Annotated in this window: 12 protein-coding genes, 3 pseudogenes and 1 other annotated feature; of the genes and pseudogenes, 12 read left to right on the top strand and 3 right to left on the bottom strand. The window is 40.9% G+C overall.

Annotated features, from left to right (window positions below):
* Window positions 1–20: 20 nt before the first annotated feature.
* The 6 genes from B7705_RS07640 (at window position 21) to B7705_RS07610 (ending at window position 6,977) form a co-directional block, all read left to right on the top strand.
* Window positions 21–1,745: an ABC transporter ATP-binding protein gene (locus B7705_RS07640; RefSeq protein WP_084948798.1), complete on the top strand. Its 1,725-nt coding sequence runs from the start codon at window positions 21–23 to the stop codon at window positions 1,743–1,745.
* Between the two features lies 1 nt (window position 1,746).
* Complete coding sequence (locus B7705_RS07635) at window positions 1,747–3,495, top strand: ABC transporter ATP-binding protein (protein ID WP_084948797.1); 1,749 nt, start codon at window positions 1,747–1,749, stop codon at window positions 3,493–3,495.
* 106 nt (window positions 3,496–3,601) lie between these two features.
* Window positions 3,602–4,861, top strand: a complete 1,260-nt coding sequence (locus B7705_RS07630; protein ID WP_084948795.1) for a TRZ/ATZ family protein — start codon at window positions 3,602–3,604, stop codon at window positions 4,859–4,861.
* Window positions 4,862–4,923: 62 nt separating this feature from the next.
* Window positions 4,924–5,059: a sequence feature (ribosomal protein L10 leader region), on the top strand.
* Between the two features lie 38 nt (window positions 5,060–5,097).
* On the top strand, window positions 5,098–5,598 hold the full coding sequence (gene rplJ, locus B7705_RS07620) for a 50S ribosomal protein L10 (protein WP_001287274.1): 501 nt from the start codon (window positions 5,098–5,100) through the stop codon (window positions 5,596–5,598).
* 72 nt (window positions 5,599–5,670) lie between these two features.
* Complete coding sequence (rplL, locus tag B7705_RS07615; protein WP_001196962.1) at window positions 5,671–6,039, top strand: 50S ribosomal protein L7/L12; 369 nt, start codon at window positions 5,671–5,673, stop codon at window positions 6,037–6,039.
* A gap of 371 nt (window positions 6,040–6,410) precedes the next feature.
* On the top strand, window positions 6,411–6,977 hold the full coding sequence (locus tag B7705_RS07610) for a hypothetical protein (RefSeq protein ID WP_084948793.1): 567 nt from the start codon (window positions 6,411–6,413) through the stop codon (window positions 6,975–6,977).
* Between the two features lie 21 nt (window positions 6,978–6,998).
* Here B7705_RS07610 and B7705_RS07605 read toward each other — a convergent pair.
* Window positions 6,999–7,319, bottom strand: a pseudogene (locus B7705_RS07605) (NADP-specific glutamate dehydrogenase); the annotation flags it as partial.
* Here B7705_RS07605 and B7705_RS07600 point away from each other — a divergent pair.
* The 4 genes and pseudogenes from B7705_RS07600 to B7705_RS07585 all read left to right on the top strand — a co-directional run.
* Window positions 7,300–8,112: pseudogene (locus B7705_RS07600) on the top strand (DUF2268 domain-containing putative Zn-dependent protease); the annotation flags it as partial. The pseudogenes B7705_RS07605 and B7705_RS07600 sit on opposite strands and share 20 nt — an antisense overlap.
* A gap of 62 nt (window positions 8,113–8,174) precedes the next feature.
* Window positions 8,175–8,543 carry an EXLDI protein gene (locus tag B7705_RS07595; RefSeq protein ID WP_084949225.1) on the top strand — a complete coding sequence of 123 codons (369 nt, stop codon included), beginning with the start codon at window positions 8,175–8,177 and terminating at the stop codon, window positions 8,541–8,543.
* Window positions 8,544–8,756: 213 nt separating this feature from the next.
* Window positions 8,757–9,761, top strand: a complete 1,005-nt coding sequence (locus B7705_RS07590) for an NADP-dependent oxidoreductase (RefSeq protein WP_084948790.1) — start codon at window positions 8,757–8,759, stop codon at window positions 9,759–9,761.
* 16 nt (window positions 9,762–9,777) lie between these two features.
* Window positions 9,778–10,422, top strand: coding sequence for a TetR/AcrR family transcriptional regulator (locus B7705_RS07585; RefSeq protein ID WP_084948788.1), 645 nt, complete (start codon window positions 9,778–9,780; stop codon window positions 10,420–10,422).
* 205 nt (window positions 10,423–10,627) lie between these two features.
* Here B7705_RS07585 and B7705_RS07580 read toward each other — a convergent pair.
* Window positions 10,628–11,114: pseudogene (locus B7705_RS07580) on the bottom strand (GNAT family N-acetyltransferase).
* A 31-nt stretch (window positions 11,115–11,145) separates the two neighbouring features.
* The gene (gene gdhA, locus B7705_RS07575) at window positions 11,146–12,492 is read right to left on the bottom strand and encodes an NADP-specific glutamate dehydrogenase (protein WP_000199519.1); all 1,347 of its coding nucleotides are present in this window, start codon (window positions 12,490–12,492) and stop codon (window positions 11,146–11,148) included.
* Between the two features lie 205 nt (window positions 12,493–12,697).
* On the opposite strand from gdhA, the gene B7705_RS07570 reads away from it, so the two are divergent.
* Complete coding sequence (locus B7705_RS07570; protein WP_084948787.1) at window positions 12,698–13,633, top strand: dihydroorotate oxidase; 936 nt, start codon at window positions 12,698–12,700, stop codon at window positions 13,631–13,633.
* A gap of 33 nt (window positions 13,634–13,666) precedes the next feature.
* Window positions 13,667–14,704, top strand: a complete 1,038-nt coding sequence (gene holA, locus B7705_RS07565; RefSeq protein ID WP_084948785.1) for a DNA polymerase III subunit delta — start codon at window positions 13,667–13,669, stop codon at window positions 14,702–14,704.
* Window positions 14,705–14,730 lie beyond the last annotated feature (26 nt).

The raw sequence follows: 14,730 nt of genomic DNA, 5'->3' as shown, positions 1-14,730 counted from the left end.
AATAAGAATAGAAGGGATTTATGAAACACTTACTATCTTACTTCAAACCCTATATCAAAGAATCAATTTTGGCACCCCTGTTTAAGCTACTAGAAGCTGTTTTTGAACTCTTGGTCCCCATGGTAATTGCTGGGATTGTTGACCAATCTTTACCTCAGGCAGATCAAGGGCACCTCTGGATCCAGATTGGCCTACTCCTTATCTTTGCAGTGATTGGCGTTTTAGTAGCCTTGATTGCTCAATTTTATTCAGCAAAGGCAGCGGTAGGTTTTGCCAAGGAATTGACAAACGACCTCTATCGCCATATTCTTTCTTTACCTAAGGATAGCAGAGACCGTTTGACAACTTCTAGCTTGGTGACCCGCTTGACTTCTGATACCTACCAGATTCAGACTGGGATCAATCAATTCCTGCGCCTCTTTTTGCGAGCGCCTATTATCGTCTTGGGGGCTATCTTTATGGCCTATCGCATCTCGGCTGAGCTGACTTTCTGGTTTTTAGTTATGGTTGTCATTTTGACGATTGTCATTGTCGGGTTATCTAGACTTGTCAATCCTCTCTACAGCAGTCTCAGAAAAAAAACGGACCAATTGGTTCAGGAAACGCGCCAGCAATTGCAAGGGATGCGAGTTATTCGTGCTTTTGGCCAGGAAAAACGAGAGTTACAGATTTTTCAAACCCTTAACCAACTTTATGCTAGATTGCAAGAAAAAACAGGCTTCTGGTCTAGTTTATTAACACCTCTGACCTATCTGATTGTTAATGGAACTCTTCTCGTCATCATCTGGCAGGGCTATATTTCAATTCAAGGAGGTTTACTCAGTCAAGGTGCCCTGATTGCCCTTATCAACTACCTCTTGCAGATCTTGGTGGAATTGGTCAAATTAGCTATGCTGATAAATTCTCTCAACCAGTCCTATATATCAGCTAAGCGAATCGAGGAAGTCTTTGCCGAGGCTCCCGAAGATATCCATTCAGAATTAGAACAAAAGAAAGTTATCAGCGATAAAGTTTTGCAAGTCCAAGAATTGACCTTTACCTATCCCGATGCGGCTCAAGCTTCTCTGAGAGACATTTCCTTTGATATGACTCAAGGACAAATCCTTGGTATCATTGGGGGAACGGGTTCTGGTAAGTCAAGCTTGGTGCAAATCTTACTTGGTCTTTATCCAGCAGATAAGGGAAGCATTGACCTTTATCGAGATGGGCGTAGTCCTCGTAATTTGGAGCAGTGGCGGTCTTGGATTGCCTATGTACCTCAAAAAGTCGAACTTTTTAAAGGAACTATTCGTTCCAACTTGACTCTAGGTTTCAATCGAGAAGTATCTGACCAGGAACTCTGGCAGGCCTTGGAAATTGCCCAAGCTAAGGATTTTGTCAGTGACAAGGAAGGATTCTTGGATGCCATAGTTGAGACAGGAGGCCGAAATTTCTCAGGTGGACAAAAACAACGTCTGTCTATAGCACGTGCAGTCTTGCGCCAAGCTCCATTTCTCATCCTAGATGATGCGACCTCTGCACTGGACACCATTACCGAGTCCAAGCTTTTGACAGCTATCCGAAAAAATTTGCCAAATACGAGCTTAATCTTGATTTCTCAACGGACTTCGACACTTCAGATTGCTGACCAGATTCTCCTCTTGGAAAAAGGTGAGCTCTTAGCTATCGGCAATCACGAGGAATTGATGAAGTCCAGTCAAGTCTATCGCGAAATCAATGCATCCCAACATGGAAAGGAGGACTAGCATGAAACGACAAACTGCTAACCAGACGCTCAAACGTTTGGCTAAGGATTTAGCAAGCCATCCCTTCCTCCTTTTCCTTGCCTTTCTAGGAACTATTGCCCAAGTTGGCTTATCAATTTACCTACCTATTCTGATTGGGCAGGTCATAGACCAGGTTCTAGTGGCTGGTTCATCACCAGTTTTTTGGCAAATTTTTCTCCAGATGATCTTGGTGGTCATAGGAAATACACTGGTACAATGGGGCAATCCTCTCCTTTATAATCGCCTAATCTTCTCTTATACCAAGGACTTGCGAGAGAGAATCATCCATAAGCTCCATCGTTTACCGATTGCCTTTGTAGATAGGCAAGGTAGTGGGGAGATGGTTAGTCGTGTGACCACAGACATAGAACAGCTGGCAGCCGGCTTAACCATGATTTTCAATCAATTTTTCATTGGTGTTTTGATGATTTTGGTTAGTATTCTAGCCATGCTCCAAATTCACCTTCTCATGACCCTCTTGGTCTTGCTGTTGACGCCACTGTCCATGGTGATTTCACGCTTTATTGCCAAACGTTCCTATCATCTCTTTCAGAAGCAAACAGAGACCAGGGGCATTCAGACTCAGTTGATTGAAGAATCGCTTAGTCAGCAGACTATTATCCAGTCTTTTAATGCTCAAACAGAGTTTATCCAAAGACTGCACGAGGCGAATGCCAACTACGCAGGTTATTCTCAGTCAGCTATCTTTTATTCATCAACTGTCAATCCTTCGACTCGCTTTGTCAATGCGCTCATTTATGCTCTTCTAGCTGGAGTGGGAGCTTATCGTATCATGATGGGGTCCACCTTGACTATCGGACGTTTAGTGACTTTTTTGAACTATGTCCAGCAATACACCAAGCCCTTTAACGATATTTCTTCTGTTTTAGCCGAGTTGCAAAGTGCTCTCGCGTGTGCAGAGCGTGTCTATGCTGTCTTAGAAAGTTCTGAGGTGTCTGAAACAGGCAAGGAAGTCTTGACCAGTGACCAAGTTAAGGGAGCCATTTCCTTTAAGAATGTTTCTTTTGGATACAATCCTGAAAGGATCTTGATTAAGGATTTGTCGATCGATATCCCAACTGGGAGCAAGGTGGCCATCGTTGGTCCGACAGGTGCTGGTAAGTCAACTCTTATCAATCTCCTCATGCGTTTTTATGCCATTAACTCGGGAGATATCTTGCTAGACGGGCGATCCGTTTATGACTATAGTCGTGCCTCTCTACGACAGCAGTTTGGGATGGTGCTACAGGAAACTTGGCTCAAGCAAGGGACCATTCATGACAATATTGCCTTTGGAAATCCTGAAGCCAGTCGGGAGCAGGTGATTGTTGCTGCCAAAGCAGCCAATGCAGATTTTTTCATCCAACAGTTGCCGCAGGGATACGATACTAAGTTGGAAAATGCAGGAGAATCTCTCTCCGTCGGCCAAGCCCAACTCTTGACCATCGCCCGAGTCTTTCTAGCTATCCCTAAGATTCTTATCTTAGACGAGGCGACTTCCTCCATCGATACACGGACAGAAGTGCTAGTTCAGGATGCCTTTGCTAAACTGATGAAGGGGCGCACAAGTTTTATCATTGCCCACCGCCTGTCAACGATTCAGGATGCGGATTTGATTCTTGTCTTGGTAGATGGTGATATTGTTGAGCATGGTAACCATCATGACCTCATGGCTAGAAAGGGCAAGTATTACCAGATGCAAAAAGCTGCAGCTTTTAGCTCTGAATAAACCCTTCCTATCCATTTTAAAGTCTTAATGACACTAAAAGTTGCCTTCGGGTGACTTTTTTGTTACAATAGCTAGAAAAAATCAAGGTCTTAAAAGGAGAAAAACGATGAAAGTCTATCAGCATGTAAATATCGTGACTTGTGACCAAGATTTCCATGTCTATCTGGATGGTCTTTTGGCAGTCAAGGATTCTCAAATCATCTATGTTGGTCAAGAGAAACCAGAGATTTTAGAGCAAGCTGAGCAGATGATAGACTATCAGGGAGCTTGGATCATGCCTGGTTTGGTCAATTGCCATACCCATTCTGCTATGACAGGCTTGAGAGGGATCCGAGATGATAGCAATCTCCATGAATGGCTCAATGACTATATCTGGCCAGCAGAAGCAGGATTTACTCCCGACATGACCACCAAGGCGGTCAAAGAAGCTCTGACAGAGATGCTCCAGTCAGGAACAACCACCTTCAACGATATGTATAATCCCAATGGAGTGGATATTGAGAGAATTTATCAGGCAGTGAAGGCATCTAAGATGCGTTGTTATTTCTCACCGACCCTCTTTTCTTCAGAGACAGAAACAACTGCTGAGACTATAAGTAGAACACATGACATTATAGAGGAAATTTTAGGATATGAAAATCCAAATTTCAAGGTTATGGTAGCTCCACATTCACCATACAGCTGTAGTAGAGACCTGCTGGAAGCGGGCTTAGATATGGCAAAAGAGCTGGACATTCCTATCCATATCCATGTAGCGGAGACCCAGGAGGAATCAGGAATTATCCTGAAACGATACGGCAAACGTCCCCTTGCCTTTCTCGAAGAATTGGGTTACTTAGACCATCCGTCCGTCTTTGCTCATGGGGTCGAATTAAACGAGCGAGAAATTGAACGTTTGGCAACTTCTCAAGTAGCTATTGCTCATAATCCTATCAGTAATCTCAAACTGGCCTCAGGAATTGCTCCCATCATCCAACTGCAAAAAGCAGGAGTAGCAGTCGGAATTGCGACTGACTCGGTTGCTTCCAATAACAATCTAGATATGTTTGAGGAAGGACGGACTGCAGCCCTTCTTCAGAAGATGAAAAGTGGAGATGCCAGCCAATTTCCTATCGAAACAGCCCTTAAGGCACTGACAATCGAAGGAGCTAAGGTTCTAGGAATGGAAAAGCAGATAGGAAGCATAGAAGTCGGCAAACAGGCAGATTTTCTGGTCATTCAACCACAAAGAAAAATCCATCTTCAACCTCAGGAAAATATGCTCTCTCACCTGGTTTATGCTGTCAAATCCAGTGATGTTGATGATGTTTATATCGCTGGAGAACAGGTGGTTAAGCAAGGCAAAGTTTTAACAGTAGAGATTTAAAAAAATTTCAAAAAAAGTTTGCAAAAATCTTGCATTCTCTTTTTGTCTATGCTATACTTATATACGGTTTGAAAAAACTGCCTAAGACAGTAGGGGAGCTCGACTCATAAGTATCCTACCGAGGACAAAACGTATCATGTAAAAAGAAGCGTATTGTACTTTCGTGTCTAGGTTTGGGCGCGTTTTTCTTTTGGAAAAATATCCCAAGCAAAATAATTACGGAGGTGAACACACTAATGAGTGAAGCAATTATTGCTAAAAAAGCGGAACTAGTTGACGTAGTAGCTGAAAAAATGAAAGCTGCTGCATCTATCGTCGTGGTAGACGCTCGTGGTTTGACAGTTGAGCAAGATACAGTTCTTCGTCGTGAGCTTCGTGGAAGCGAAGTTGAGTATAAAGTCATTAAAAACTCAATCTTGCGTCGTGCAGCTGAAAAAGCTGGTCTTGAAGATCTTGCATCAGTATTTGTTGGACCATCTGCAGTAGCATTTTCTAACGAAGATGTTATCGCACCAGCGAAAATCTTGAACGATTTTGCTAAAAACGCTGAAGCACTTGAAATCAAAGGTGGTGCAATCGAAGGCGCTGTCGCATCTAAAGAAGAAATCGTTGCTCTTGCAACTCTTCCAAACCGCGAAGGACTTCTTTCTATGCTCCTTTCTGTACTTCAAGCGCCAGTGCGCAACGTTGCTCTTGCAGTCAAAGCGGTTGCAGACAACAAAGAAGACGCAGCTTAATCCTAAGCTACGCAGCGTAGCCTAGCTACGAAAAAACTATTATAATTAAAAACTTATTTGGAGGAAATAACAATGGCATTGAACATTGAAAACATTATTGCTGAAATTAAAGAAGCTTCAATCCTTGAATTGAACGACCTTGTAAAAGCTATCGAAGAAGAATTTGGTGTAACTGCAGCTGCTCCTGTAGCTGTAGCTGCAGCTGGTGCTGCTGACGCTGGTGCTGCTAAAGATTCATTTGACGTTGAATTGACAGCTGCTGGTGACAAAAAAGTTGGCGTTATCAAAGCTGTACGTGAAATCACTGGTCTTGGACTTAAAGAAGCTAAAGAACTTGTTGATGGTGCACCAGGTGTCATCAAAGAAGGCGTTCCAACTGCAGAAGCTGAAGAAATCAAAGCTAAATTGGAAGAAGCTGGAGCTTCAGTTACTCTTAAATAATAGAGCAACTACATTAGTAGCTTAAAAAACATATAAAACCGCTATTCTTAGGATTAGCGGTTTTTTTTATAATTGAAAAGAGAAAATTTATAAAGTGTCTCCAGTTGTTCCATAAGATTTTCATCATAAAGTTCTGGAGTTTGATTAGAGAACCATGTCAATCAAACTCCAACGCTCGATAAAGCGATGATGTATCTGTGGAAGGAGATTATGTTTGCTAAGGTATTTTTTGCAGAAATAGTGGTACAATATCCTTAGAATAGTTCAAAATTTATCTTTGCTAGGGGAAAGGGAGATTGAACTCCCTGATGCATCCGTCTTAGTATGGGATTAATGTCCTATAAAAAGGAAATGTTATAAAGGTGATATTGATGGAAAGATATGAATTTACAGCGACAACAGCAAAATCAGATATAATAATTGGTATCCTTTTTCCCATGTTCCTCATGCTTCCTGTATTGGGAATACAGTTGGCTATATTCTATTTAAAACTGAATGATTTTTTTAAATCACAACCTCTTTTTCTTTATATGATAGTATTAGTATTTTTTGGTATTAGTTTTCTTTTAATTAAAAAAATACAAGGTAGTCTAGTGAAGAATTTTGTCGTAGAATTATCTGGAAGAAATATTAGGATTTGGTGTAATGGAAAGGAGATTGTATCAGGAGAAGTTATTTTCTGTAGGATAAAAAATAAGGAGCCTAAACTGAGGGCGAGAGCCTTAAATGTAGACATAGACACCAAGGGGGATAACATTAAATTTCGAGTTCGGTCTAAGGAATATGAAAATTTATCATCTTCTACTTGGAATCCTCTCGGGACAAGCAAACCCTCTGATGTAGAAACGTTATTATCTTTGGGCAAAAAAATAAAAAATGCTATGGAAGAAGAAGTTTTGATAGAAGATGAAGCTTCAAAAAAACCTCGATCGTTTTGATTGAGGTTTTTAGCATATTTCTTAGACAATACCTTGTGCAATCATAGCGTTGGCTACGTTTTCGAAGGCAGCGATATTGGCACCTGCAAGGTAGTCTGTACCAAGACCGTATGTTTCAGCAGTTATTTTAGCTGTGTTAAAGATGTTGGTCATGATATCTTTGAGACGTCCATCAACTTCTTCACGTGTCCATGAAAGGCGAAGGCTGTTTTGGCTCATTTCAAGCGCTGATACAGCTACACCACCAGCGTTGGCAGCTTTGGCAGGTCCGTAAAGGATTCCGTTTTCTTTGTAGACTTTAATCGCGTCAAGGTCACTAGGCATGTTAGCACCTTCTGATACGAAATACCAAACGCAACACATTCCTCTGAAAGCAAAGTATCCTGGAGGATTTGATGCTCTTTTTCTACTTGGTTTTATGAATCAGTTACCCTCAACTCTCTCAGAAAAAGATAGACCATCTATTGACGCTCTGAGCTCTTATCAACTCTGGCAAGACTGCCAAGATACCATTAAAAGGAGTATCGGTCTTTTTAAGCAAGCTGGCTATGACTTAGAGGTTGAGGATTACCATTTTACTATTTTACTGGGCAATCCAGAAAAACCTATGCTACAGCTTAATAAGGGATACAGCGGAGATGGCGGAATTTCAGGCTACCTCATGCTTAGTCTGCTGCCGAATGACTATACTTTACCACGTGTGCAGGCTGCGTTGGCCCACGAGTGCAACCACAATGTCCGCTTCCAATTTATCAAATGGAACCAGCAGACGACACTAGCCGACTGGGTAGTCAGTGAAGGATTGGCAGAGTCTTTTGCTGCTGAGCTCTATGGAAAAGAGCTCATCGGGCCTTGGGTCACTTCAACTAGTTCCGAGCAGTTAGAAAAGATTAAGCCCATCATCTCAAGTCAGCTTCAGCTAACGGGTATGGCGGAAATGGCTCCTTATCTTTACGGTGATGAAATTGCTGAGATTCAAGGTCAAATACCGGTTGGAATGCCCTATGCTGCAGGCTATGCTTATGGTTATCATCTGATACAAGCCTATCTGAAAAAGACTGGCAAGACTATTATTGAAGCAACTGTGACACCAACGGAACAGATTTTAGAGGCGACTAAAGACTTTTGGAAATGACACTTTGGCTTGATAATCTGCCAGAATCTGATATAATGAAAGTAATTTCTGGAGGTGACTATATGTACTATAAAAGAGTTGAATTGAAAGTCACAAATCAAGGTATTCATGAGCACAAGATTTTTCAAGGTGTTAAGATTTTCAGTCGTAGCAAGCTGTCCAAAGATCAGAAAAGCATTCTGACGCAGAAGCTTTATCTGACTCCGAAGCAAAACATTGTTTACTACCAACGTACAGACGTCAACTATGACCAGAACTGGCATCATAATAAGGACTATTACGAATTAGCTTATGGTCAGATGGATAGAGAGACGGTTTTTAAGGTTTGCCAAGAATTTGATGAACTAAGTCCTTTTCTGGAAAATGAGCTGCTGGAGAAGTTAAAAGAAAAGCAGTCAACAGGCAAATTTTTTGAAAAATTAGATATATAAAAATCTGGCTGCTTTTATAAGCAGTCGGATTTCTTTGAGTTCTAGTTTGATAATCTTTCATAAGGGAAAATAGCTCTATTTTTATCATGAGCAGCTAACTTAGTTAAAAGTTTTGGAAACAGTATAGTTGAAATCTATGAAGAATAAGTGTATAATCGAGAAAAATGATTGAGCGCTCACTCAATTATGTAGATGTGTAAAGGAGTTCATACAATGGTTGTTCAAGCAATACAATATAGTCGTTTCGGTGATGAAGAAGTGTTAGATTTAGTGAACATTAAATCTGATTCTTTGAAAGTGAATCAAGTTAGGGTAGAAGTTTATGCAGTTGGTTTAAATCCTATTGATTATAAAACTTTTGAGGGTGCAAAGCCACTTCGTTTTCTATCTTTTATGACGAAACTAAGGAGGCCAAGTCGTTGGTTTGAGTCAAAAGCATCTCTTTTTCCAAGAGGTATTGGTCGGGATTTTGCTGGAGTTATCACAGAAGTTGGTGAAGGAGTAAGTCGGTTTGCAGTAGGGGATAAGGTTTTTGGAACAATGATCAGTGACCCTGGATTAGGCACCAAGAGGGGAGCTTTGGCAACAGAAATTTGTGTCAATGAATCAGAAATTGTGTTGAAGCCAGAGATGATCGACATGACTCACGCAGCTACTATGGGAGTAGCTTCTCTAACTGTGGGTGGGGCTTTTAGAAGAATCGGTTTAAATTCAAGAGATACTGTTGTTATTTCAGCTGCAGCAGGAGGTATTGGAAGTATTGCAGTACAGTATGCAGTTGCTAAGGGGGCGACAGTGATCGGAATAGCAAGTAAGAAAAATGCAGAGTATCTGAAGTCTTTAGGTGCCATACCAGTAAGTTACGAAGAGAATATCAAGAAGGCTCTTCTATCAGCTAGTACAACGCCTATTACAAAATTTTTGGATTGCTATGGATCTGATTATGTTAGATTGGCTTTTAGTTTAGGCTTGAAAGGGACAGCTATTGGGACATTAGTACCTTCACCCTATGTTATGATAAAAGGTGCTCAGTTTACTGGTCCGAGACATTCCACATACGATGATTTTAGAACTTTAGCTGAAATGGTCTCAGACGGGAAGGTTCAGCTGAAAATTGATCAAGTGTATAACTTTTCTCTAAAGTCAGTTAGAGAAGCCTATCGAAGTCTGAAAATGGGACACAGTCGAGGCAAAAAAGTCGTAAAAGTAAGAGATTAGAATAGAGGTGCTAGCGATGGAAAGTTTAGAACAAAAGTATGCTCAGACGTTAGAAGCTAGCAACTTGAGCTTGAAACAACGTCGAGTATTATTATCAAGCTTAAAATTATTCTCAGAAATTGGGTTTGAAAATACAACGTCCAGCCTTATTGCCGAACGAGCTGGAGTGTCAGAAGGAACTGTTTTTAGTTACTTTAAAACAAAGGAAGGTATTTTAGAAGCCATTTTATCTACTTTTCTAGAACAGGTTATTCCAGATGTGATTGCTGATTTTTCTGAGAAGAAATTTACAGCAAACCAAGAGTCTTTTCCGCTATTTTTGAGAAGCATTGTTCGAGATAGACTAGTTTTCATTCAGAAGAATCAAATGCAAGTTAAAATTCTCTTGAGTCGTTCTTTTATTGATAAAACTATTTCTGACCAGTTAGGGAATGTTATTATTCACTCTATCATTAGGCCAATTAGTCCAGTTCTGAATCAGTTTAAAGAAAAAGGTGTTATCCGAGATTGGTCAAATGAAAGAATTGTTCGCTATATTTTAGCTTTGAGTCTTTCTTATGCTCTTCCAATGATGTTGAATAATAATGAGGTCCTAGACATAGATGAAGCAGTAAATGAAATTGTTGAATGCCTGTCTTTTGCCTTAGTAGAAGTAAAGTGAATTTTGATTTTTAAGCTTACTATTAGAAATAGTGGGCTTTTTTAAAACCAATATAAAAATCCCCAATCAGAGTGATTGGGAATTGAAAAATAAATTGAAACAATACCTTTACTATCATAGCCTTGGCTACATTGTTAAAAGTTGTTTTAGCTGTGTTGTGGTTCTTGGTCAGGATGTCCTCGAGACGACCAGAGTATACTAATATCTATTCATCTGATAAGAGGAATTTTATCATCCAGATATTCATAGCAGGGTGGCCAGCGGCGTTAGAAAGTGGTTCTTGCAATGCTGTAAAACCATAGTGCTGATAGATGGACACGGCCGTAGCCAGTTTAGTAGAGGTCTCTAGATAAAGCTGTTCATAACCTGCTAGACGGGCTTCCTGGAATATCCGCTTTATCAACCTGCTGGAATAACCTTTGCCACGGCTATTTTTAGTGACATACAGTTTTTGTAATTCAGCAATCTTATCAGACACCAGGTGCAAAGCCACCACAGCCAACCAGCTGACCTTCATCTTCCAGAATAAAGTAAGCTGCTCTCTCTTGCTGTTGATAGTAGTCGGCCAAATGATCTAGATGAGAATCAAAGTAGACAGTTCCTGGTTTGTCAAGCCCGAATTCTTCTAGGCTAGCTCGAATGAGTTGCGCTACAGCTGGATTGTCTCTCACTTCCATCGGCCGTAAGTTCATCATTTGTCCTCCGATAGGATGTATCGACTAATTAAACAATACCTTGTGCAATCATAGCGTTTGCTACATTTTCAAAGGCAGCAATATTAGCTCCTGCAAGGTAGTCAGTACCAAGACCGTATGTTTCAGCAGTTGTTTTAGCTGTGTTGAAGATGTTTGTCATGATGTCTTTGAGGCGGCCGTCAACTTCTTCACGGGTCCATGAGAGGCGAAGGCTGTTTTGGCTCATTTCAAGCGCTGATACAGCTACACCACCAGCGTTAGCAGCTTTGGCAGGTCCGTAAAGGATTCCGTTTTCTTTGTAGACTTTAATCGCATCAAGGTCACTAGGCATGTTAGCACCTTCAGATACACAGATAACGCCTTGAGCAACCAAACGTTTAGCTGCGTCGCCGTTGATTTCGTTTTGAGTCGCACATGGAAGAGCGATGTCGTAGTTTCCAGCGTAAGTCCATACAGAACCTTCATGGTAAGTAGCAGTTGCTTTCTCAGCTGCATACTCAGTCAAACGAGCACGGCGTTTTTCTTTAACATCAACCAAAAGATCAAAGTCAATTCCGTTTTCGTCGATGACATAACCGTTTGAGTCAGATACAGAGATAACAGTAGCGCCAAGTTCAGTCGCTTTTTGAAGAGCATATTGAGCTACGTTACCAGAACCTGAAATTACCACTTTCTTACCAGCAAAACTGTTACCATTAGCTTTGAGCATTTCTTCAGTGTAGTAAACCAATCCATAACCAGTTGCTTCTGGACGAATCAAGCTACCACCAAATCCAAGAGGTTTACCAGTCAAGACACCCGCATCAAATTGGTTAAGACGTTTGTATTGTCCGTAAAGGTAACCAATTTCACGTCCTCCAACACCGATATCACCAGCAGGTACGTCAAGTGATGGTCCGATGTATTTTTGCAATTCAGTCATGAAGCTTTGGCAGAAGCGCATCACTTCAGCATCAGTCTTACCTTTAGGATCGAAGTCTGATCCACCTTTACCTCCACCGATTGGAAGTCCAGTTAAGACGTTTTTAAAGATTTGTTCGAAGCCAAGGAATTTCAAGATCCCTTGGTTTACAGTTGGGTGGAAACGAAGTCCGCCTTTATATGGTCCAACAGCTGAGTTGAATTGAACACGGTAACCACGGTTCACTTGGACTTTACCTTCACGGTCAACCCAAGGAACACGGAAAGAAATCACGCGCTCAGGCTCAGTGATGCGTGCCAAGATGTTTTCTTCGATATACTCGGGATGTTTTTCAAATACAGGTTCCAAAGTGCTGAAGAATTCTTCAACCGCCTGGAGAAATTCAGCCTCATGCCCGTTACGAGCTTTCACAGTTGCAAACACGCTTTGGATATAGTCTTTAGCAGATGTCATATCGTTCTCCTTTTTGTTGTTATATTTTATTACATGAGCCATTATAGCAGAATTTTTTTTGAGTGTAAAGAAAAAAACAGAAATTTTCAAAAAATTCTTTCAATTTACAAAACCGAACGTTTTATATAGAAATTAGTTTCTCAAAGAGAAAATCTTAAAGTATGGTATAATATTAAAAATAAAAGGAATCTGGAGGATTAGAATCATGGTATCAACAAAAACACAAATAGCTGGCTTTGAGTTTGATAATTGCTTGATGAATGCAGCGGGTGTGGCTTGTATGACGGTAGAGGAACTTGAAGGGGTCAAAAACTCAGCGGCGGGTACTTTTGTTACGAAGACTGCGACCTTGGACTTTCGTCAGGGAAATCCTGAACCACGTTACCAGGATGTTCCACTTGGCTCCATCAATTCTATGGGTTTGCCAAATAATGGCTTAGACTATTATTTGGACTATCTTTTGGACTTGCAGGAAAAAGAGCCAAACCGTACTTTCTTTCTATCTTTAGTTGGCATGTCTCCAGAAGAAACACATACCATCTTGAAAAAAGTTCAAGAGAGTGAGTTTAAAGGACTGACAGAGCTTAATCTCTCTTGCCCAAATGTTCCAGGAAAACCTCAGATTGCCTATGATTTTGAGACAACAGACCGGATTTTGTCAGAGGTATTTGCCTACTTTACCAAACCTCTTGGGATCAAATTGCCACCATATTTTGATATTGTTCACTTTGATCAAGCGGCAGCTATTTTCAACAAGTACCCGCTCAAGTTTGTCAACTGTGTTAACTCTATCGGAAACGGCCTTTATATAGAAGACGAGTCGGTCGTGATTCGTCCTAAAAATGGTTTTGGGGGGATTGGTGGAGAGTATATCAAACCAACTGCTCTAGCGAATGTACACGCCTTTTACCAACGTTTAAATCCTCAAATCCAAATCATCGGAACGGGTGGTGTTCTAACGGGTCGTGATGCCTTTGAACATATCCTCTGTGGTGCAAGTATGGTGCAAGTAGGAACGACGCTCCACAAGGAAGGCGTTGGAGCTTTTGAGCGCATTACCAATGAATTGAAAGCTATTATGGTGGAAAAAGGGTATGAGAGCCTAGAAGATTTCCGTGGGAAATTGCGCTATATTGGCTAAATTAAATAGAAAAATCAGAAGAAAGGAGAGAAGATGATAGCCATAGAAGACAGTCAAAAGTTGACTTTATCAAATTTATCTAGCCTGAGCCTATTCACAGGGACAGACCAGGGTCAGTTTGAAGTTATGAAGAGTCAAGTGCTGAAACAGATTGGTTATGATCCCGCTGATCTTAACTTTGCTTACTTTGATATGAAAGAAGTAGCTTATAAAGACTTAGAGTTGGAGCTGGTCAGTCTCCCTTTCTTTGCGGATGAAAAAATCGTGATATTAGACCATTTTGTCGATATCACAACAGCTAAGAAACGCTTTTTAACAGATGATGAGCTCAATTCGTTTGAGGCATACCTTGATAACCCTTCGCCAACAACCAAGTTGTTGATTTTTGCTGAAGGAAAGTTAGATAGTAAAAGACGGCTGGTCAAATTGCTCAAACGAGATGCGACTGTATTTGATGCTATTGAACCCAAGGAACAAGAACTGCGCCAGTATTTCCAAAAATGGAGTCAGACACAAGGTCTGCAGTTTGTGGGGCAATCCTTTGAAAATCTACTTCTCAAATCTGGTTTTCAATTTAGTGAAATCCAGAAAAACCTCCTTTTTTTACAGTCTTATAAATCAGACGGCGTGATTGAGGAGAAGGACATTGTCGAGGCTATTCCAAAGACCCTGCAGGACAATATTTTTGATTTGACTCAGCTTATCTTGGGCAAAAAGATCGACCAGGCGCGCGACTTGGTTAGAGACTTGACCTTGCAAGGGGAAGACGAAATCAAGCTCATAGCTGTCATGTTAGGACAGCTTCGTACCTTTACCCAAGTGAAGATTTTATCAGATACTGGTCAGACGGAATCGCAGATCGCAAGCAGTCTGGGAACTTACTTGGGGCGCAATCCTAATCCTTATCAAATCAAGTTTGCATTGAGAGATTCTAGAGGGATTTCCTTGGCCTTTCTCAAGCGAGCGATTTCTTATTTGATTGAAACAGACTACCAGATTAAGACAGGTGTCTATGAAAAAAGTTACTTGTTTGAAAAGGCACTTTTGCAGATCGCGGCAGAAGCAAATTGAGCAAAAAACTTGAAAAAAGAGGATGA

This window comes from Streptococcus oralis subsp. dentisani (genome assembly GCF_002096685.1).
GTDB classification, from domain to species: Bacteria; Bacillota; Bacilli; order Lactobacillales; family Streptococcaceae; genus Streptococcus; species Streptococcus oralis_AD.
Note: the sequence above shows the minus strand (reverse complement) of the source record. Positions and strands in the feature narration are given on the sequence as shown.

Excerpts from the sequence above, each read along its gene's own strand:
- B7705_RS07640 (WP_084948798.1), top strand. The coding sequence starts at position 21 with ATGAAACACTTACTATCTTACTTCAAACCCTATATCAAAGAATCAATT.
- B7705_RS07635 (WP_084948797.1), top strand. The coding sequence starts at position 1,747 with ATGAAACGACAAACTGCTAACCAGACGCTCAAACGTTTGGCTAAGGAT.
- B7705_RS07630 (WP_084948795.1), top strand. The coding sequence starts at position 3,602 with ATGAAAGTCTATCAGCATGTAAATATCGTGACTTGTGACCAAGATTTC.
- rplJ (WP_001287274.1), top strand. The coding sequence starts at position 5,098 with ATGAGTGAAGCAATTATTGCTAAAAAAGCGGAACTAGTTGACGTAGTA.
- rplL (WP_001196962.1), top strand. The coding sequence starts at position 5,671 with ATGGCATTGAACATTGAAAACATTATTGCTGAAATTAAAGAAGCTTCA.
- B7705_RS07610 (WP_084948793.1), top strand. The coding sequence starts at position 6,411 with ATGGAAAGATATGAATTTACAGCGACAACAGCAAAATCAGATATAATA.
- B7705_RS07595 (WP_084949225.1), top strand. The coding sequence starts at position 8,175 with ATGTACTATAAAAGAGTTGAATTGAAAGTCACAAATCAAGGTATTCAT.
- B7705_RS07590 (WP_084948790.1), top strand. The coding sequence starts at position 8,757 with ATGGTTGTTCAAGCAATACAATATAGTCGTTTCGGTGATGAAGAAGTG.
- B7705_RS07585 (WP_084948788.1), top strand. The coding sequence starts at position 9,778 with ATGGAAAGTTTAGAACAAAAGTATGCTCAGACGTTAGAAGCTAGCAAC.
- gdhA (WP_000199519.1), bottom strand. The coding sequence starts at position 12,492 with ATGACATCTGCTAAAGACTATATCCAAAGCGTGTTTGCAACTGTGAAA.
- B7705_RS07570 (WP_084948787.1), top strand. The coding sequence starts at position 12,698 with ATGGTATCAACAAAAACACAAATAGCTGGCTTTGAGTTTGATAATTGC.
- holA (WP_084948785.1), top strand. The coding sequence starts at position 13,667 with ATGATAGCCATAGAAGACAGTCAAAAGTTGACTTTATCAAATTTATCT.